This window comes from Shewanella sp. NIFS-20-20, assembly GCF_019209865.1.
GTDB lineage: Bacteria > Pseudomonadota > Gammaproteobacteria > Enterobacterales > Shewanellaceae > Shewanella.
On the sequence record NZ_JAHUTT010000010.1, the window covers coordinates 1 to 19310 of the forward strand.

General features: G+C 46.6%; 17 protein-coding genes. 6 read left to right on the forward strand and 11 right to left on the reverse strand.

The genetic code is table 11. From position 1 onward, the window contains the following. Positions 1–169: 169 nt before the first annotated feature. The 6 genes from KU855_RS05115 to KU855_RS05140 all read right to left on the reverse strand — a co-directional run bounded on the left by KU855_RS05115 (position 170) and on the right by KU855_RS05140 (position 7660). On the reverse strand, positions 170–802 hold the full coding sequence (locus KU855_RS05115; protein WP_218529232.1) for a YchE family NAAT transporter: 633 nt from the start codon (positions 800–802) through the stop codon (positions 170–172). A 169-nt stretch (positions 803–971) separates the two neighbouring features. Further along, positions 972–2360 (reverse strand): ammonia-forming cytochrome c nitrite reductase, encoded by a 1389-nt coding sequence (nrfA, locus tag KU855_RS05120; protein WP_218529233.1) that lies wholly within the window; start codon positions 2358–2360, stop codon positions 972–974. Positions 2361–2430: 70 nt separating this feature from the next. Further along, entirely contained in the window at positions 2431–3348 is a 918-nt protein-coding gene (locus KU855_RS05125; protein ID WP_218529234.1) for a GGDEF domain-containing protein, read from the reverse strand. Between the two features lie 100 nt (positions 3349–3448). Then, positions 3449–3964 carry a GNAT family N-acetyltransferase gene (locus KU855_RS05130; RefSeq protein ID WP_218529235.1) on the reverse strand — a complete coding sequence of 172 codons (516 nt, stop codon included), beginning with the start codon at positions 3962–3964 and terminating at the stop codon, positions 3449–3451. A gap of 52 nt (positions 3965–4016) precedes the next feature. Beyond that, positions 4017–6068 carry a S9 family peptidase gene (locus KU855_RS05135; RefSeq protein ID WP_218529236.1) on the reverse strand — a complete coding sequence of 684 codons (2052 nt, stop codon included), beginning with the start codon at positions 6066–6068 and terminating at the stop codon, positions 4017–4019. Between the two features lie 74 nt (positions 6069–6142). Next, entirely contained in the window at positions 6143–7660 is a 1518-nt protein-coding gene (locus tag KU855_RS05140; protein ID WP_218529237.1) for a fumarate hydratase, read from the reverse strand. 120 nt (positions 7661–7780) lie between these two features. On the opposite strand from KU855_RS05140, the gene pabB reads away from it, so the two are divergent. The 3 genes from pabB (at position 7781) to asnS (ending at position 11555) form a co-directional block, all read left to right on the forward strand. Continuing rightward, positions 7781–9181 carry an aminodeoxychorismate synthase component I gene (gene pabB / locus KU855_RS05145; RefSeq protein ID WP_218529238.1) on the forward strand — a complete coding sequence of 467 codons (1401 nt, stop codon included), beginning with the start codon at positions 7781–7783 and terminating at the stop codon, positions 9179–9181. 22 nt (positions 9182–9203) lie between these two features. Beyond that, entirely contained in the window at positions 9204–9824 is a 621-nt protein-coding gene (locus KU855_RS05150; protein WP_218529239.1) for a CoA pyrophosphatase, read from the forward strand. Positions 9825–10154: 330 nt separating this feature from the next. Beyond that, positions 10155–11555, forward strand: coding sequence for an asparagine--tRNA ligase (asnS, locus tag KU855_RS05155; RefSeq protein WP_218529240.1), 1401 nt, complete (start codon positions 10155–10157; stop codon positions 11553–11555). A 59-nt stretch (positions 11556–11614) separates the two neighbouring features. On the opposite strand, the gene KU855_RS05160 is transcribed toward asnS, so the two are convergent. Both KU855_RS05160 and KU855_RS05165 read right to left on the reverse strand, forming a co-directional pair. After that, positions 11615–12505: a LysR substrate-binding domain-containing protein gene (locus KU855_RS05160; RefSeq protein ID WP_218529241.1), complete on the reverse strand. Its 891-nt coding sequence runs from the start codon at positions 12503–12505 to the stop codon at positions 11615–11617. A 26-nt stretch (positions 12506–12531) separates the two neighbouring features. Then, on the reverse strand, positions 12532–13236 hold the full coding sequence (locus KU855_RS05165) for a class I SAM-dependent methyltransferase (RefSeq protein ID WP_371316321.1): 705 nt from the start codon (positions 13234–13236) through the stop codon (positions 12532–12534). A 147-nt stretch (positions 13237–13383) separates the two neighbouring features. On the opposite strand from KU855_RS05165, the gene gloB reads away from it, so the two are divergent. Beyond that, positions 13384–14148: a hydroxyacylglutathione hydrolase gene (gene gloB / locus KU855_RS05170; RefSeq protein ID WP_218529242.1), complete on the forward strand. Its 765-nt coding sequence runs from the start codon at positions 13384–13386 to the stop codon at positions 14146–14148. Between the two features lie 98 nt (positions 14149–14246). Further along, positions 14247–15803, forward strand: a complete 1557-nt coding sequence (locus KU855_RS05175) for a LysM peptidoglycan-binding domain-containing protein (RefSeq protein ID WP_218529243.1) — start codon at positions 14247–14249, stop codon at positions 15801–15803. Between the two features lie 53 nt (positions 15804–15856). Here the strand turns inward: KU855_RS05175 and KU855_RS05180 are convergent, their stop codons facing one another. Genes KU855_RS05180 through KU855_RS05190 form a run of 3 tightly spaced genes read right to left on the reverse strand, consistent with a single transcriptional unit; the run spans position 15857 to position 18712 of the window. After that, a complete protein-coding gene (locus KU855_RS05180; protein WP_218529244.1) occupies positions 15857–16354 on the reverse strand; it encodes a BsuPI-related putative proteinase inhibitor in 498 nt (165 codons plus the stop codon). After that, the gene (locus KU855_RS05185) at positions 16354–18180 is read right to left on the reverse strand and encodes an AsmA family protein (RefSeq protein ID WP_218529245.1); all 1827 of its coding nucleotides are present in this window, start codon (positions 18178–18180) and stop codon (positions 16354–16356) included. The genes KU855_RS05180 and KU855_RS05185 overlap by 1 nt, the downstream gene beginning before the upstream one ends. Positions 18181–18217: 37 nt before the next feature. Next, positions 18218–18712: a putative 4-hydroxy-4-methyl-2-oxoglutarate aldolase gene (locus tag KU855_RS05190; protein WP_218529246.1), complete on the reverse strand. Its 495-nt coding sequence runs from the start codon at positions 18710–18712 to the stop codon at positions 18218–18220. 243 nt (positions 18713–18955) lie between these two features. On the opposite strand from KU855_RS05190, the gene KU855_RS05195 reads away from it, so the two are divergent. After that, positions 18956–19261, forward strand: a complete 306-nt coding sequence (locus KU855_RS05195) for a hypothetical protein (protein ID WP_218529247.1) — start codon at positions 18956–18958, stop codon at positions 19259–19261. The last annotated feature ends 49 nt before the right edge of the window (positions 19262–19310 follow it).

Below are 19310 nucleotides of genomic sequence, written 5' to 3' on the forward strand. Positions count from 1 at the left end.
AATGCGAGACAGTTCAAGCTTGATGGGAAACGGGATAGGGCCTATCCACGTGCGTTAAAAATGAGTAAAAACAAGTATCCCATTAAGTCTAAGAAAAATGCCGTTCACACTAAGTGAACGGCATTACCCATTGGCGCGTTTTTTAGCTAAAGCGTGAAGCGGATTTTGGTTAACCCACTAAGCTTGGGAACATGCCTTTAAACCCGGCGGCAATCACTTCGATACCAATAGATAACATTAATAGCCCCATTAAACGGGTGATCACGTTAATCCCTGTTTTACCCAAAATACGGTAAATTACTGAGGCTAGGCTAAATAATAAAAAGCTCAATAATCCAAAAATGATCACAGTGACAAACATGCCGAGCATATTCACTAAGGTATTGTGTTCTGCCGCGAAAACAATCACCGAACTAATCGCGCCGGGGCCTGCCATTAATGGCAGCGCCAATGGCACAACCGCCACCGATTCCATCGCCGATGATTCACGATCTTCTTCTTTATTGCGTTTCACTTCGCCCAATTTGCCCTGCAACATCGACATGGCAATGATGGCAATCAATGTCCCCCCAGCAATACGGAAGGCTGACAAGCTAATACTGAACATATTTAATATATGTTGGCCGGCGACTATGGTGACTAACAAAATCACCACCACAGCAAAGTTGGCTGCTTTTGCCGTTGACTTACGGTCGGCATCTGATTGGTGGCTGGTCAAGCTGACGAACACAGGCAACAAACCGACAGGATTAATGATGGCCACTAATCCAAGAAAAAACTTAACGTAAAGGGTGAAATCCACGGGTGTATCCTTTGACGATAGAAGATCGTCAACTGGCAAGTACTAATAAGGCGGCTACTCTACATCAATGGAGTGATTGGCAAAATAGCCAGAAAAAGCGGGAGTTCACACTTTATAAAAAATTCATCTGTTCACCTTAGTCACCACCGACTAAGGTGAACGCTTAATGTTATTTGCTGTCCATGGTTTGTTGATATTCTTGTTGCCAAAGCGGCACTATTTTTTTCAGAAACTCAGCCTTTTGTTGCTCCATTTGTTCCATATTCATCCCTAAGTAGGCCTGCGCTGAGGCTTTCGAGCTAAGGTCGGGTAATTCAACCACGGTCATCACCCCTTGCTGAGCGAGGATATGAGCGAGTTTAATCCGCGCATCGGCAGCCTTATTGATCGCCGTTCCTAAGATCCTTAAGGCCTCTTCGGGAGCATGAGCCGCCACCCCGTGCGAAGCAATGGCAAAATCCCAACGCCATTGACCATGTCGTATATCCTGCAATGCGGCTTGCATTTGCGCTTGGGTCGCGCCCGCTTTCCAAGCCGCTGCTGCTTCGAAATGGGCATGAACAAGTTGGCGCTCTGCTTCTAATTTTAACTGGTTAACGCGTTGTTTCTTTTGCTCAATTTGCTCCATTAAGAAGGCTTTATCTTGACTGTGGCATTGCGCACAGGTCGCCTCAAATTGATCAAATGGATTACCGATATTATGGCTAGTAAAGCGTTTCCCCTCGGCATTGGTGACTTTAGGCATATGGCAGTCGGTGCAAGTCACTCCGTTTTGACCATGAGTGCCAACTAAACTGGTCTCATAACCTGGGTGCTGGGCTTTTAACATCGGTGCTTTGGATAATTGATGCTGCCAATCGCTAAAAGCAATGCTGTCATAATAAGACTCGATTTGTTCAACACCGGTGCCCATGTCCCATGGAAATTTTACCCAATTGGGCTGTGCTGCGGTTTTTTCGAAGTAATATTCAACATGACACTGACCACACACCATATTTTGTTTTTGTTTACGACTCGCTTCATTAAAAGGGGTATTTAACGCAACAAATGCGCGTTCAGCAAAGGGTCTGGCGACCCTAAGTTTTGGCGAGCCCGGCACATGACAATCGGCGCAGCCAATATTATTGACGATTTGAGGGCCGCCTTTGGCCCACTTGCCTGTAAAGTAATCGGCCTCACCCTCGCCTTCAATCAGGCGCGGCACGTCCGGACTTTTACAACTCCAACATGCCATCGGCATCGGCCCTTCATCGGCCGTCATAGGTGCGCCCGTGCGTAAGGTCTTTTGCACATCACTGATGGCATACATATGGCCTCGAGGGGCATTATAATCTTTGGAAAAACCGTAGCCAGCCCATAGGATCACTAAGTTAGGATCGCCACCTAATGCATCAGTCAGGGTGTCACTTTCTTGGGTGGCTAACCAAGATTGGTATTGTTTCGGAAATTTCTTTTGATAATTGGCGTTGTCCGCCGGATTGGTGTCGGCTAGCACTACCGCGCTGGCAAGCGTTAAACTCAATACTAGGCTACCGCTTAAATGCATTCGATCTAACATAATCATCCCTTGCTAAGATTATTCATGGCTGATAAAGCGTAGACAGAAATTAAGGGTTAGCCAAAGTGACTTAGGCCTTAAAGCGATTTTTGCCATTTTGTTTCGCTTCATACATCAACTTATCGGCCTTATGGTAAATCGATTCAAAGTGCTTATCTTGCTCTTCCCATTCGCTAATCCCGACACTGACCGTAATGCCAATCTCAACTTTGTCACTGATCTGAATGCGGAACTTTCTCAGTTCTACCAGCAAACGTTTGATTAACTGGCTGGCTAATAACACGTTCGTGGTTGGCAGCAACAATCCAAACTCTTCGCCTCCGAGCAAAGCGACAACATCCTCTTGGCGCAATGAAGATTTAAGTAATTCGGCGATCACTATCAACACCTTGTCACCGGCGGTGTGGCCGTAGTTGTCATTGATTTTTTTGAAATTATCAATATCAATCACACACAACACAAAGGAGGTGTTCTGCCGTTTAGCCCGAGCGCATTCCCGCTCAACTTCGCTCATGAAAAAGCGGCGATTGGCCAGCCCAGTCAAGGGATCGGTGATCGCCATGTGTTGTAAATCGAGCTGCCGATTCTGCATTTCAGTGACGTCAACGGCAAAACCTAGTAGCCCGATAATTTGATTTTTCTGATTGAAGATGGGTTTTTTAGTGACTAAAAAATGATGGGTCGTAGGATCATCTTTACTTTGCAGGCTTTCGAGTTGCTCAATGACCTCTCCCACTTCAAGCACCCTCTCGTCATGGGAAGACAAGGTCTTTAAACAGGAGGGGTGAAAAATATCTTCATCGCAAAAGTCTAACTGGCCATCGTTCGCTAATCCTAAGTATTGGCGACCACGATGGTTAATAAACTTATAGCGGCGCGCTTTATCCTTAACATAAATAATCACTCCAGCATGATCCGCTATCAAAGTGAGTAAGGCTTCATCGACACATAACTCTGTAAGTTCAGTGGCTAGTTTTATCACAGGCATTTATTCCCTTAGTGCTGTTAAACTGAGTATAGCCAATCGCCCCAGTTAAGCATCTTTCGCCCCATAAACATCATGATGAACTGACTACCACTGTGGCTGGTTAGTCTTGATTTAGCAGTTTTTGATACCAGTGCGTGGTTAACCAGCGGTCGAACTTATAGGCGACTTGCTGTAATTCTCCTTTATAAACAAATCCCTGGGACAAATGTAAACTGATGCTGGCCTGATTATCACTATCGATAGCGGCTACCATAGTACGCATTCCTGCGTGGGTTGCGCGGGTAATTAATTCGGATAACAAGTGTTTACCCACACCAATCCCTTGATGTTGTTTGCAAACATACAAGCTGTGTTCAACGGTAAAACGGTTAGCCGCGAAGGGGCGAAACTGACCATAGGAACCAAAGCCGGCCACATCATCTCCTCGCATTGCCACAATAATCGGCCAACCGTGCTGACGTTTTTGTTCAAACCATTGCTGCAAAAATGCCGGTTGCCGAGGCTCAATGTCGTACAAGGCGCTACTATTGAGAATGGCATCATTCATCAGGACTAAAATGGCTTGGCCGTGCTGCTCTATTGTCGCCTCAACCAGGACGACTCGTTTATCGTTCACTATTGTTGGTCTCATTCCGTCATGAAAAAGGCCTGCGATGCAGGCCCATGGATTATTTAGCTGTATAGGTGTCTAACCAACCCAGCACATTGTCGTACCATTGTTCGAGATTATCTGGGGTTAGGATCCAGTGGTTCTCTGTTGGATACATCAATAACTTAGATGGAATATTATTGCGCTGCATATAGGTGAATGCGGCTAACCCTTGGCCATAGGGCACTCTGAAGTCTTTTTCTCCATGGATCACCAGCATGGGCGTTTTCCAGTGCTCAACATAGTTAACAGGATTAAACTGTTCATACAAGGCTTTGTTGTCTTGGTATTGACCACCGAATTCAAATTCTGGGAACCATAATTCTTCGGTGACATAATACATAGAGCGCATATCAAATAGACCCGCATGGTTGACTAAACATTTAAAGCCATCTGGCCAGTTCCCTTGGAACCAGTTCATCATGTAGCCACCATAACTGCCGCCCAAGGCACAGGCATTATTTTTGTCTAACCAAGGCTGTTGTGTCGCCACGGCATCTAGCCCTTTTTGTAAATCCTCGAGTGGCTTCCCTCCCCAATCTTGGGTGATAGAGTCAGTAAATGCTTGGCCATAGCCGGTTGACCCATGGAAATCGACCATCACCACGCCATAGCCAGCGCCAGCCCACAACTGAGGATTCCAGCGATGGCTAAAATTGTTACCAAATGAGCCTTGAGGTCCACCGTGAACTAAATAAGCAATGGGGTATTGCTTACCCTTCTCATAATTAGCAGGCTTTAACCAATAGCCATACACGGTTTCATTGTTCCAGCCTTTAAAGCTAAATTGGTCAAACTCACCAAACTGAATGTTGGCCAAGCGATCTTTATTGGTTTGGGTGAGACGAGTGACCTTGTTGTCAGCTAGATCTAAGCGGTAAATATCACCTGGCTCGATTAAACTCTTACGGCTAAAAAATAAGGCGTCAGGTGTCACGGCGATCACCGAGTTACTGCCATCGTTATACAGCCGCTTAACGTCACCAAATTGCGTGTTAACTTCAAACAGACTCACTTGACCGAGATCTTGCGCACTAACATACAAGGTTTTGCCGTCGGCTGAAAACTGCAGTGAATGTGGGCTTCTATCCCACAGCGGTGCAACTTCTTTTTCTTGTCCGGTGACAGTATCCCGCAACATAATGGCGTAGCGATCGGCCTCAAAGCCTGGGCGCGCCATGGCTAAATATGCCAAGTAACGGCCGTCAGCCGAATAGGTAGCATGTGCATCCCAAGCGAGGTTGTTCGCGGTGAGGTTCGTGGCTTCTCCTCCCGTCACTGGCACCTGCCATAAGTCATAATTCGTCGTCCATGCCTGATCGGCAGACGGGGCTTTGGCGGTATAGACTAAGGTTTTACCGTCAGGGCTAAACGTCACCTCTTCCATGCCAGAAAAAGGCTTAGGCGGTGTTTCAGTATCGAGCCCAGCGGTCACATCGACAGGCTTTCCTAACCCCTTCGCAGTTATTGGCGCCACAAACAAATGATTACGAGCATGATCGTGCCAAGTGTCCCAATGACGCACCATGAGCTGATCATACTCACGGCCAGCATTGGGCGTTTTCGCCTGCTCAGCAAATTTTTCCTCAGAGCAGACTAAGGTGTCACACTCAGGAAAAACCCGCAGTTGCATTGCGACTTGTTGGCCCGCATTATCTAAGCGGTAGCCGTCAATGTTTAATGGCAAATCAGAGATGGCTCTAGCTTCACCGCCATTTAGCGACAGGTTAAACAGCTGAGTGGTGCCATTACGGTTGGCCAGAAAATATATGGATTGATTATCAGGGGCAAACGTCACGGAATGCTCGGTCCCTTTGACCGCAGTCAACTGCTGCGGACTCGCCTCTGGCTTAGCTAAATTAACCAAATATAATTCTGATTCACGCTGTCCTTGGTCATCCATGACATTTAAGCCATAAACCAAGGTTTGACCATCAGAAGAGACGGCGGCTGAGTGTTGTTTATTTAACTTAACGAGATCTTGCACCGTGAACGGGCTCGGCTGGGCGCCATAAGCAACTTGTGAGGCACCAACTAAAGCCAATGCCATGAATAATTTAGACTTTTTCATCTTTTACTTCTTATTTTTAGTGATAGATTAATGAATACCCCCATGATGAAGTCAATGCACCATGGGGGAGCACGTTATTTATTCGTGCTAGGTAAGGTTATTTTCCACATCGCCGGGCCAGTCTCATGGGCATTGACACCCAATGAATCCACCGCCACGGTCACTGGCATATCTTTGACATCAAACTCATAGATGGCTTCCATACCTAAATCTTCAAACGCCACCACGCGTGCATGCTTAATGGCTTTAGAGACTAAATAGGCAGCGCCGCCGACGGCCATTAAGTACACCGCCTTATGCGCCTTAATGGATGCCACGGTAGCAGCACCACGTTCGGCCTTACCAATCATGCCCATAAGACCGGTTTTATCTAACATCAAATCGGTGAACTTATCCATACGCGTAGCTGTAGTTGGGCCAGCAGGCCCCACGACTTCGTCTCTCACCGGATCGACAGGGCCGACGTAATAAATAAATTTCCCTTTGAAATCGACACCATCAGGCAGCGGTTGGCCCGCTTCAATTAAACTTTGGATCCGTTTGTGAGCCGCGTCGCGGCCGGTCAGCATTTTGCCGCTGAGCAATAAGGTTTCACCGCTACGCCATTGTTCAACATCGGCTTGACTGAGATTATCTAAATTGACGCGACGGACGCTTTCGCCCACTTCCCAGGTGATTTCTGGCCAGTCGGACAATGAAGGCGGGGTTAAGTGCGCTGGCCCACTGCCATCTAAATGAAAATGCACGTGGCGAGTCGCGGCACAATTAGGGATCATCACCACTGGCTTGGATGCCGCGTGAGTGGGGGCTGATTTAATTTTGACATCCAGCACTGTGGTTAAGCCGCCAAGTCCTTGAGCACCGATGCCTAAGTTATTAGCACGCTCAAAAATATCTAAACGCAGCTTCTCTTCGCTAGTGACGGCGCCCCGAGCTTTTAATTCATGGATATCGACACTTTCCATCAAGGCTTCTTTGGCTAGTACCGCCGCCTTTTCAGCGGTGCCACCAATGCCTATGCCCAACATTCCCGGCGGACACCAACCAGCGCCCATGGTAGGCAAGGTCTGTTCAACCCAAGCGGCAATATCATCGGATGGGTTCAGCATCGCCATTTTAGCTTTATTTTCGCTGCCACCGCCTTTAGCGGCAATCATGACTTCAATTTGATTTCCAAGCACTGACTCCACATGCACCACCGAGGGGGTATTGTCTTTGGTGTTGACTCGAGCACCGGCCGGATCGGCCACAATCGAAGCTCGCAACGGATTATCGACATTGTTATAAGCGCGGCGCACGCCTTCATCGACCATTTGTTGCAGGGTCATATCCGTGTGATCAAAGCGAACGTCCATACCGATTTTGATAAAGGTAGTCACAATACCTGTGTCCTGACACAAGGGGCGCTTGCCTTCTGCCGACATCCGCGAGTTAATTAAAATCTGTGCCATGGCATCTTTCGCCGCCGTGCTTTGTTCACGCTCATAAGCGTCATTCATGGCATCTATAAAATCTTTGGGATGGTAATAAGAAATGTATTGCAAGGCATCAGCGATGCTTTCGATAAAGTCCGCTTGTTTAATTTGGGTCATCTGTGCGCTCCATCTATCGTCAACCAGTTGCCGGTTAACTGTGTCATTATAATTATTCCTAGGCTTATAATACCCTCAGATACGTTTCACGACTAGATCACAATATAGAGAAGGTGTTACATGTTTGCTAACCGTCAGGTGTCGCTGGCAACATTGGCGTTAGACTGGCCATGGACGACGACTGAAATATTTTCACGCCTAAGTCATCAGCCATGGGCCATGTTATTAGACAGCGCACACGCATCTCATGTAGATGCCCGTTTTGACATCCTATGTTTCGCGCCCATCGCCACATTACAATGTCGCGCCAATGGTTGTTTTTTGAGTGAAAATAATTCATCGCAATTAGAATTTATCGACAAGGATCCTTTTGATGCCTTAGCTCAAGTGCAGGCACGTTATTTTCCAAATCCGCAGCCTTCTGCATTACCTTTTAGCGGCGGCCTGATGGGTTATCTCAGTTACGACTTAGGCCGGGAGGTGGAATCGATTCCAGCCACGGCATCTGCTGATATTTCGCTACCGACCTTGGCGATGGGCGTCTATGATTTTGCCTTGGTGTATGATTACCACCACCAAACTTGGCAATTAATACACTGCCAAGGTCAACAGGCGCTTGAACATTGCTACCAGCAACTCTTAGCCATGATGGCAACTGAGCCTGCGCCCTTACCCGACTTTGGCCTAACCCAAGACTGGCAGTCACAAATTAGCCAAGCGGACTATCACGATAAATTTGAACAAATTCAAGCTTATCTGCACAGTGGTGATTGTTATCAAATCAATTTAACTCAACGCTTTAGTGCCAGTTATCACGGAGACGAATGGCAAGCCTATCAAGCCTTGAGAGCAGCTAATAGTGCGCCATTTTCGGCCTTTATTCGCTTGCCAGAGCAAGCCATTCTGTCGATATCGCCTGAGCGATTTATTAGTTTAAATCAAGGCAACATCCAAACTAAACCCATTAAAGGGACGCTACCGAGACACGCCGATCCACACCAAGATCAAGCCAATGCCATGCGTTTAGCGGCGTCGGAGAAAGATCGGGCTGAAAACTTGATGATTGTCGATTTACTGCGCAACGATATTGGCAAAGTGGCGAGTGCTGGTAGTGTAAATGTGCCTAAACTGTTTGATATCGAAAGTTTTCCTGCAGTACATCACCTTGTTAGTACCGTCTGTGCCCGCCTTGATGATCGCTATCAGGCTGCCGATTTATTAAAGGCATGTTTTCCGGGAGGCTCGATTACTGGGGCGCCAAAAATCCGCGCCATGGAGATCATTGAGCAATTAGAACCGTCGCGGCGGGCGATTTATTGTGGTTCCATTGGCTACATTAGCCAAGATAATCAGATGGACACTAACATTTGTATTCGCACCCTACTCGCCGAAGATCAACGCCTCTATTGCTGGGCGGGTGGCGGTATAGTGGCAGACTCCACGGCCGCCAGTGAATACCAAGAAAGCTTTGATAAACTAAGCAAAATCCTCCCCGTGCTGAGTCAATTGAACGCGACATAGCCTCATAAATTTAGGACAATTCATGCACCTAAACGAACTGAAAACTCGATTTCTACTCCATGCCGCCCAATCGCCAGCGGCAATGGCACTAAATCGCTCGGCATCAAGCCTAGTTTCGGCAGCGGTATTGGTGCCCTTTTTTCAAGCGGGACAAGACACACGATTATTACTGACACGACGGGCTGCGCACCTTGCTGCGCATCCCGGTCAAATCAGTTTTCCAGGCGGAAAACGTGAACCTCAAGATAGCGACTTAATCGACACAGCATTAAGAGAATCTTATGAAGAAATTGGCTTAATTCATGACCAGGTTGAGGTACTCGGTACCTTAGATGTTCACCAGACAATCAGTGGCTTTACCATTACCCCAGTGGTCGGCATTATCCATGGCGCCTTTACTCCAATAATTGATAGTAATGAAGTGGCTGAATGGTTTTCGGTGCCATGGCAGCATTTAATGCAAACTGAACATAGGCATCAAGCCCAGTTTCGCCGTCAAGGTCATACTTTGAACGTGGGTTTTATCCCCTATCAAGATAAATTCATTTGGGGAGCCACGGCCGCCATCATCGATCAATTAGCTCTGCAATTATCTAGTGTTTCAGGTTCATCAGCCGTTGGGGGCGCTAACGCTAACCGTTAACGCAGCGAGGGATTATGGCAGTGAGTAATCTGTCATGGCGCCATACCAGTTTACCCATGCTGTGTCCGGCCTGGGTGGCCATCAGGCACTGTCCCAGCTTTTCTGCCTATGGTGGCGGGCCGAGCACTGAATGACGGCTGGGTTAATCCCATAGAGCCATGGTCAATCACCGCAATCCGCCTGCCGAATTTTGATAACCGTCTATTTTTTTACCAATATCAAGATAATTCAGTGCTGCAGAGCGTTTTCACCTTGAGAAAACCCACCAGCAAGGTAATATAAGCATCCAAATTTGTTAATAACGTCTATTGGTTGGAGAACTAAGCAACAATGAGCATTGCATCTGTCGCTTCTGTATTTAAAGGGGAATTTGCTGTCGGTTCGCAAGTCACAGTTCGTGGCTGGGTGCGTACTCGTCGTGATTCCAAAGCCGGAATTTCTTTTCTGGCCGTCTATGACGGTTCCTGTTTCGATGCCATTCAAGGTGTAGTGCCCAATAGCTTAGCCAATTATCAAGACGAAGTGCTAAAGCTTACCGCTGGCTGTTCTGTGGTAATGACTGGTGAAGTGGTTGAATCTCCAGGCGCTGGCCAAGCCTATGAATTGCAAGTAAGCCAAGTTGACGTTGCTGGCTGGGTTGATGATCCTGATACTTATCCGATGGCGGCCAAGCGTCATTCAGTGGAATATCTGAGAGAATTAGCCCACTTACGCCCACGTACCAATTTAATTGGTGCCGTTGCCCGCGTCCGTAACTGCCTATCTCAAGCCATTCACCGCTTTTATCATGAGCAGGGTTTCATTTGGGTTTCAACCCCAATCGTGACAGCCTCAGATTGTGAAGGCGCTGGTGAAATGTTCCGCGTATCGACTTTAGACATGGAAAACCTGCCTCGCACTGATGCCGGCAAGGTTAACTATGAAGAGGATTTCTTCGGTAAAGAAGCCTTCTTGACCGTTTCTGGTCAGTTAAACGCTGAAACTTATGCCTGTGCACTGTCAAAAGTGTACACTTTCGGCCCAACTTTCCGTGCTGAGAACTCTAATACCAGTCGTCATTTGGCTGAGTTTTGGATGGTTGAACCGGAAGTGGCATTTGCCACGCTAGACGATGTTGCCCATTTAGCAGAACATATGCTCAAGTATGCCTTTAATGCGGTATTACAGGAACGTCGTGATGATTTAGAATTCTTTGCTCAACGCATCGATAAGACTGTGATTGAGCGCTTAGAGTCTTTTGTTAACAGTGACTTCGCTCAAGTAGATTATACCGATGCTGTCACCATTTTGCAGAACTGTGATAAGCAATTTGATTATCCTGTTGAATGGGGTATCGATTTACAGTCTGAGCACGAACGTTATTTGGCTGAAGAACATTTCAAAGCCCCTGTAGTGGTTAAGAATTATCCGAAAGATATTAAAGCCTTCTACATGCGTCTTAATGATGATGGCAAGACCGTTGCCGCGATGGACGTTCTCGCTCCAGGGATCGGTGAAATCATTGGTGGTTCACAGCGTGAAGAACGTCTGGATGTGCTAGATATGCGTTTAGCCGAAATGGACTTATCACAAGAAGATTACTGGTGGTATCGTGACTTACGTCGTTATGGCACTGTGCCACACGCAGGCTTTGGTTTAGGTTTCGAGCGTTTAGTTTCATACGTAACTGGCGTATCAAACATTCGTGATGTGATCCCATTCCCACGGGCACCACGTAGCGCGAGTTTCTAAGCACGACTTAGGTGAAATAGCAAAGGAGCCCATGGCTCCTTTTCTTTTGCGTGTTTATCTTAAGTTAACCAGCGCTCGACGCAAAATTGATCGAAATGGCTAGCCAAGGCTGACAATGTTCGGCTCTTATGGTGGATGCGATAAAATGAACGGTCCAAGTTGACATTGTCAATGACTACCGGGGCTAACCAGCCTTTAGCTATCTCTTCATTGACGATTAACCCCGACAATACCCCGAGACCTCCGCCCTGTTTCACCGCTTGTTTAATCGCATCAGCCGTATTAAAACTAAACGCTAGCTGCGGCTGCACCCCTTGTTCGAGCATGGTATTAACGAATACCTCTCGCGTACCTGAACCTGATTCTCGTAGCACCCAAGGCACGTCCATCAAGTGTTGAGCACTGACAGTTTGATTGGCAAAGCGATGTTCTGGCGCACAAAATACCACCAGTTTATCTTGATGCCACAAGCTGACATTTAAGCGTCTATCGGGGCAATGACCTTCGATATAACCCACTTCACTGTGCCCTTCTAAAATAGACGTAATGACTTTCTGAGTATTACCTATCAGTAATTCGCAATTGCTTTGTGGGTGCTCAAGTTGAAATTTAACACTCGCACCGGCCAGTAAATAATTACCAATGGTGGAACTTGCGCTGATCCGAATTGAGCCGGCAAATACCCCACTATTGGGATTAAAGCTTTGCTCGACGTCCTCGACTCTGTCTAGAATATCCATGGCTAAGGGTAAGAGGTGCTCACCTCTGGCATTCAGTAATAAGCGATTACCTTTACGGATAAATAACTGACAAGCTAACTGACGTTCAAGTTCTTGCAACGACATAGACGTCGCCGGAGGCGACAAAGATAACTGCAGTGCTGCCTTCGCGACTTGGCCACTGCGAGCGACAGCCACAAACACGGCCAACTGCTTTAAACTGATTTTCACACACGCTCCTACAACAGGGAAAATGCTTATTTACGGGGTAGACGTCCGGCGCTGGTCACCGTCCCCCATTGGCGGCGCTTAACCACTTGTTTTTGGCGAATGGGCGTCAAAGGATAATCAATTTTGCGAGCAATCAATACATACAGACTGCCGGCACTGGGCAACCATGATTTTAACCCCTCTTGCCATAACGAATGAGACTTCAATTGTCCTATCAAAGAGTGATACAAGACTCTTTCATCAGCAACTAATTGATAACCCAGCAAGTTCAACCAATCTTTTACCCTAGAAGGTAAATAGAAATGGCCACACCAAGGATACTGACGTTGATGCTTAGGCAGCATTTTACCAATGAATAAAGGACTCATGGGATTGAAACCCACAATAAGCAAGTAGCCGCCACTGATCAGCACTCGATCCACTTCGCGTAATATACGGTAAGGATCGGCTTCAAACTCTAATAAACAGGGGAGCACAGCGGCATCGAAGGCGCCATAAGCAAAAGGGAGGTCACTGCAGCTAGCCAACACGCCGCACCCCGGCTCTTGGGCTAAGGAGACTTGATGATTGATCCGGCACGCAGAGGTATCTAAATCACGGGCAAGATGACCCAACTTTAATAAATGGTAACCAAACACTTTCGGCCACCAAGGTAATAGAGCACGGTCAATATGCGCTAATAACGCATCACCATGACTCAAGTCTTGCCAACTGAACGGACGACTATTCACTGAAGACACCAGCAGACCTATTATTAATCATAATGTTAGCTATATCCTTTTTTGTTGGTAACAGCAAGTGCTAGCGGTCACTAGTAGCAAATCACCGTCAAACTATGGCATATTGCAGAAACTATTGACGATTTAGTATGGATCACTATGCCCAACGTTACCCCGATTGCTGCACTGTCTGATAATTATATTTGGTGGCTGCACCACCCGAGCACCCAAAAAAATCTGGTGGTTGATCCAAGCACAGCGCCTGAAGTGATAGCGACGTTAACGCAAGCCGGCCAGCACTTAGATGCTATCCTCATTACCCACCATCATTGGGATCATACTAGCGGGATCAGTGAATTACTGGAGCATTATGGCCCCATCCCAGTGTATGGACCTGGCGCTAGTGTGGCAGAAGTCAGTCACCCTCTGTGTGCCGGTACGCACGCTATTGCCGGTTTTGGTGATATCACAGTGCTCGCCATTCCAGGTCATACCTTAGATCATCTCGCCTATTATCAAGCGCCTTATGTTTTTTGCGGCGATACCTTATTCAGTGGCGGTTGCGGTCGTTTGTTTGAAGGCACCCCGGCGCAAATGTACCATTCGTTAGCACAATTAATGGCACTACCCGATGAAACCTATGTCTGTTGTGCTCATGAATACACCTTATCTAACTTAACGTTTGCCTTAACGGTGGAACCGCAAAATCACGCACTGCAAAACTATCAGGCTTGGTGTCAGCAGCAGCGTCAGCGGCAGTTACCGACACTCCCGAGTACCTTGGCCAAAGAAAAAGCCATCAACCCATTTTTGCGATGTGATAGTGTCGATGTTGTCAGCAGTTTGCAACAAAGAGATCCCAAGCTTTCCCAAGACATTGTCGAGCGCTTTGCACTTTTACGCCAATGGAAAGACAACTTCTAATAATTACTATAAAATGCACGCTCTTCGTTCATAGGGATAGCACAGAAGAATAACATAACTTATTGAAAGATATATTTTTTAGAGGAAAGTGCCTTCACATGCGCCTATCAAAATTAGTGTTAGTAGGGGGAATTGCCCTACTTACCGGCTGTCAAACGTTAGACAGCACTGAGGCCACGACGCCAAAGACCGAGGTCACTTTAACACCTCCAGTAATACCTGAAATCTTGCCAGAACCTGCCCCTGCCCCCGTCGTTATTACCGATGTTTGGCAACGCATACGCCTGCAACTTGAGATGCCAATTCCAGATAAAAAACTGGTCAATCAATACCGCGATTGGTATATCAAGCATCCACAACATTTAGCACGGATCTCTGAACGGGCCGCACCGTTTATGTATCTGATTGTCGAGCAATTAGAACAACGCGATTTGCCGATGGAATTGGCCTTGCTACCGATAGTCGAAAGCGCTTTCGATCCCTTCGCCTATTCACATGGCGCCGCCTCCGGTTTATGGCAGTTTACCTCGCCAATGGCCAAACACTTCGGTTTATCAATGAATTGGTGGTATGACGGCCGTCGCGATGTGCCAGCGGCGACCACGGCAGCGTTAGATATGTTGGAATACCTGTATGGTAAAACCAATCAAAATTGGTTGTACGCCATTGCCGCATACAACACCGGTGAAGGTCGGGTACTTAACGCGGTAAAACGCAATAAAAGAAATGGCAAGGGCACCGACTTTTTCTCGCTCGACTTACCCCGAGAAACCGAACGCTATGTGCCGCAATTATTAGCCTTAGCCGATGTGATTAAACATGCCGATAAATATGGCATCACCCTTAACCCCATCGAAAACGTGCCAGTGGTAGAAGTCATCGATGTCGGCTCCCAAATCGACTTAGCTTTTGCGGCAGATTTGGCGGATATGTCGATCAGCGATTTGCATAAGCTTAATCCCGGCTACAATCGCTGGGCGACGGCGCCAGAAGGCCCGCACACCTTAGTCATCCCTATCGATAAAGCTGAAGGGTTTAAGGTCGCTTTAAACGACACTGAGTCATCAGAACGTTTACATTGGCTGCGTTATAAAATTAAGTCAGGTGATAGCCTTGGGGTGATTGCCCAGAAATATCACACCAATGTCGATGTGATCCGCTCGGTCAATAACATCCAAGGCAACAATATTGTTGCTGGTAAACATTTATTATTGCCCGTCGCCGCAAAGTCTCCAGAACTGTACACCTTATCTGCGGATCAACGTTTGATGAGTAAACAGTCCACCAAGCGCGCCGATTACAAGCAAGACTATATCGTACAAGCGGGTGATTCATTCTGGAAGATAGCCAATAAGCACAATACCAGTGTCGATAAACTGGCACGTTGGAATGGTATGGCACCTAAGGACACGTTACGTCCAGGTCAAAAGCTCGTCATTTGGTCTAATAAAGTCAGTGCGCAGCAAAGCCAAACGGCAGTAATGCGCACGGTAAATTACAAGGTCAGAAGCGGGGATTCATTGGCTAAAATTGCCAGCAAGTTTAAGGTCACTGTTAATGAGTTAATTCGTTGGAATAAATTGCAAAATCAACGTTACCTCCAACCAGGACAAATGCTAAAAATGCATGTAGACGTGACTAAAGTCAGTGTCTAACCAATAAAAAACGGGGCTTTGACCCCGTTTTTTTACATTGCCCCCCTAACAGGCTAGTTAATAGCCTGCCTCACCAAGGTCATCGCGGCTTGACCGCTACCGGCCATCCGCCCACTGTAACTGGCTTGCCATTGCATCCCGGGTTTGAGCTGGGCCATCACCTCAGCAGGCACAGTAAATTTAACCTCTAAGGACGCACCTGCGGCTAAGGTGGTCTCGCGAATGGCTTGAGTAAACATAAAACCGCTGGACCAACGCCATAGGGTTTGCCCCTTGTCAGTCATTAAGGTGAGATCGCCATTTTGTCCTGAGTTAAACACCAAATAAACGGCTTTATCAGTCGGGTTTTCAACCGTTAATGTCACGAATTGCTCTCGTTGGCTAAGACTGCCTGTTAATACCCCTTGTGTCATGGTGGCCTCTGATTTCATTCGATTGGCAGGATGCAGTTGCGAGCCCACAATTGCCGTCGCGTCATCGACACTCGACATTGGCGGCTCAGCACACGCGCCCATGCTTGAGGCTAGCAATATGGATAACCAATACTTCATTAGAAGCCTCCAAGCTTATCTAATAATTTATTCTTGAGATTGTCTTCAACCTTTTTCACTTCGTCTTTAACTTTATTATTCAACAGTGCCTTAGTATCCAATGCAAACTTAGGTTCACTAAAACTGCCGCTGATTAACAAGGGGATACTCACGCCTGACACCTGCTCAGACCCACCTTGCCCTTGTAAGCTGCCCACCACTTTAGTGGTTAACTGATAATCGAGTGACTCAGTGACAATATTGGCGTCGCCTTGGCCTGACACTCTAATCAAGGGGGATTGTAGTAATAAGTCAGGGTTGTTGACCACACCATTAGCCACAGTAAAGGTGCCCGCTAAACTCGAGAAATCGGTTTTCTTTTCCGCCTCATCCTTTTGCAAGTCACCTTTAAGCGCAGCTTGCGCTTCACGGATCATTTGCGGGATATTTACCCCATAAATCGAGCCATTTGTCAGCTCAAATCCACCCTTAGCATTCAAATTTTGTTTGAGCTTAGCCGGAATTAAACTGCGGCCAGTGCCAGTCACATTAAATGCAGTATTGCCCGATAAGAAATCAATATCTGCCAGCTGAGTTAACATTTCGCGGACTTGTACCCCTTTTAGGCTTTGGCTGAAGGAGTAACTGGCCACCGGTTGGCGACCGTCGAGTTGAGCACTCAGCTTAAGTTCGCCGTCATATAATTGCGCCGTTAGCGACGTTAAGTGAGCAATGCCGTCTTTGATAGCGGCATCTATTTTCCAGGGACCGGTAGTAAACTTATCCATGGTCAAGCCAGCAATTGTGATGCTTGATTGCAAGTTGATTTGCTTAAGCACAGACAAATCCGGCTCAGTCGCGGCTGCTTCACTAGCGCTCGCGGTGGTATTATTGGCTTTGTCATCGCTCGATGTCGGCAGCCACGGCGTTAAATCAATGGCTGCAAAATCTAAACTGGTGTTGATCCGTGGCACCGTCTGACCGAAGTTAACCGCCACCGTGCCCTTACCCGTGATATTGTTAGCCTTAATATTGGTTAAGTCGACAGCCAACTGTTTGTCAGTGAGATCCACATCGAGGTTTGCCAATACTTCAGTGGTCACTTTTCCTTGGGGTAATCCGGCCCCAGACATCGCAGATTGCACATCCAATTCGGTTACTTTTACTCGTGAAAATGCTTGATTAACCCAAATTTGACCCGCGGCGGTCATGGTCAGTTGCATGTCGCCAGTATCGGCACTGAATTCAATGCTCATCGGGGTCGCCACCTCTGGTACAAAATGGCCCAAGGTGAACTTGTCTAAACTAAATTGCTGACTAGTATTAGTCGCTTTATCAATCAGATTTATCTTAGTGTTGGCGATACTTATTCCGCCAACCTCAAGACTAGATAAAGTCAGGCTATTGCTCGCAGGTTCATCTGTTGTGTCAGTCGCGGGTTTGGCTGGCGTCGATTTATCGCCTAAACCGCTGAAACTCGTTTCACCATTTTTGCCAGTAACCAAATTGGCCGTCAAACCATCAACTCGAATTTCAGCAATTTGGATGCTTTTACTGAATAATGGCATCAATGCCACTTCGACAGTCGCGGCTTCCATCGACAGCATAGGTTCAGTCGATAACCCTTTAGGATTAGCAAATGTGACTCCGCCTAATCGAATACCAAGATCAGGGTAAAAGCTCCAACGCAAGTCGTCCGCGATGGTCAATTGTCTGCCGGTGGCCTTCTCAACCTCGGCCGTTAGCTGCCCTTTGTATTCATTGATATTAAAGAAAAAGCTAAGATAAATAATCGGTACCAAGATAATAATGGCAACAATTATCACGAACCACTTGAGCAGCTTCATAAACGACTCCCACATTGATAAGAAAATAACATTCAGTTTAGTTGAAATCTTTGGTATCAAGGGCGCCTTTGGCAATTAACACCCCATTAGGATCGGCATAAATATGCATTCCTGGTAACACATTGATGCCGTCAATCACAATGGGCACCCCGATTTCACCTTGGCCAAGTTTGGCCGTTTTAATCGGGCATGCTGCCAATGCACATACCCCCAAAGGTAACGTTGCCAGTGTAACCACATCACGCACCGCCCCATAAATGACAATACCAGCCCAGCCCTGAGCAACCGCTTCGGTCGCTATCATATCGCCAAGCAAAGCGCGACGCACCGAACCACCGCCATCAACCACAAGCACACGCCCATGGCCGGGTGTGGCTAATAATTGTTTGACCATTGAGTTATCTTCAAAACACTTGACGGTCACTAACTCGCCAGAGAAATGGGTCACCCCACCATAATGTTGAAAGATGGGTGAAAATACATTGACCTGATCCGGGTATTCATCACAAAGATCAGGAAGAATATCTTGCATAACAACTCCCTAGTAAACAAAAATCCGTCTATTTAACGACCTAATGTAACAAACAGCGAACCTTGGCAGCAAGTTATAAACATTTATTCGTAATAAACTTCTTGAGCCCTGACGGATAAGGCTTATAATAAGTAGGCTTCATGCAGTTGATCTTTTTCTTCGTTTATTAATATCTGTCGTATATAAAGTTGAATAGATCCTATTAACCCTCATTGTTTCAATAGCACCGCATTATGGATTTTTATGTCTAACGAATTTGATTTGCAGAGTGCATTAGATGCTCTCGATGAATATGGATATGATAAAAAACACTCAACAGATCTTGAGCAAGCACGCACAAAAGTGCAGATGGAAAAATATATTCATTCGCTAGATTTTAGCCTGAAACGCTTACAAATCTTGCAACAAGTAGTCAATGAAGCCGTTGATAACCAAATTAATCAACAAAAGCAAAGTGAATTGGTGCAAACCTATAGAACTAAATTGATTAACTTATCACGCGAATGGAATATGAGTTACCAAGATGTGTTAGCCTTAATGTCAAAATAATAAGATCACGATAACACGCAGGCTTATCTGCGTGTTATCAATATTTACA

What these genes read in the sequence shown, in the direction of transcription:
- nrfA (WP_218529233.1), bottom strand. Translation starts at nt 2,360, where the DNA reads ATGTTAGATCGAATGCATTTAAGCGGTAGCCTAGTATTGAGTTTAACG.
- KU855_RS05125 (WP_218529234.1), bottom strand. Translation starts at nt 3,348, where the DNA reads ATGCCTGTGATAAAACTAGCCACTGAACTTACAGAGTTATGTGTCGAT.
- KU855_RS05135 (WP_218529236.1), bottom strand. Translation starts at nt 6,068, where the DNA reads ATGAAAAAGTCTAAATTATTCATGGCATTGGCTTTAGTTGGTGCCTCA.
- KU855_RS05140 (WP_218529237.1), bottom strand. Translation starts at nt 7,660, where the DNA reads ATGACCCAAATTAAACAAGCGGACTTTATCGAAAGCATCGCTGATGCC.
- pabB (WP_218529238.1), top strand. Translation starts at nt 7,781, where the DNA reads ATGTTTGCTAACCGTCAGGTGTCGCTGGCAACATTGGCGTTAGACTGG.
- KU855_RS05150 (WP_218529239.1), top strand. Translation starts at nt 9,204, where the DNA reads ATGCACCTAAACGAACTGAAAACTCGATTTCTACTCCATGCCGCCCAA.
- asnS (WP_218529240.1), top strand. Translation starts at nt 10,155, where the DNA reads ATGAGCATTGCATCTGTCGCTTCTGTATTTAAAGGGGAATTTGCTGTC.
- gloB (WP_218529242.1), top strand. Translation starts at nt 13,384, where the DNA reads ATGCCCAACGTTACCCCGATTGCTGCACTGTCTGATAATTATATTTGG.
- KU855_RS05175 (WP_218529243.1), top strand. Translation starts at nt 14,247, where the DNA reads ATGCGCCTATCAAAATTAGTGTTAGTAGGGGGAATTGCCCTACTTACC.
- KU855_RS05180 (WP_218529244.1), bottom strand. Translation starts at nt 16,354, where the DNA reads ATGAAGTATTGGTTATCCATATTGCTAGCCTCAAGCATGGGCGCGTGT.
- KU855_RS05185 (WP_218529245.1), bottom strand. Translation starts at nt 18,180, where the DNA reads ATGAAGCTGCTCAAGTGGTTCGTGATAATTGTTGCCATTATTATCTTG.
- KU855_RS05190 (WP_218529246.1), bottom strand. Translation starts at nt 18,712, where the DNA reads ATGCAAGATATTCTTCCTGATCTTTGTGATGAATACCCGGATCAGGTC.
- KU855_RS05195 (WP_218529247.1), top strand. Translation starts at nt 18,956, where the DNA reads ATGTCTAACGAATTTGATTTGCAGAGTGCATTAGATGCTCTCGATGAA.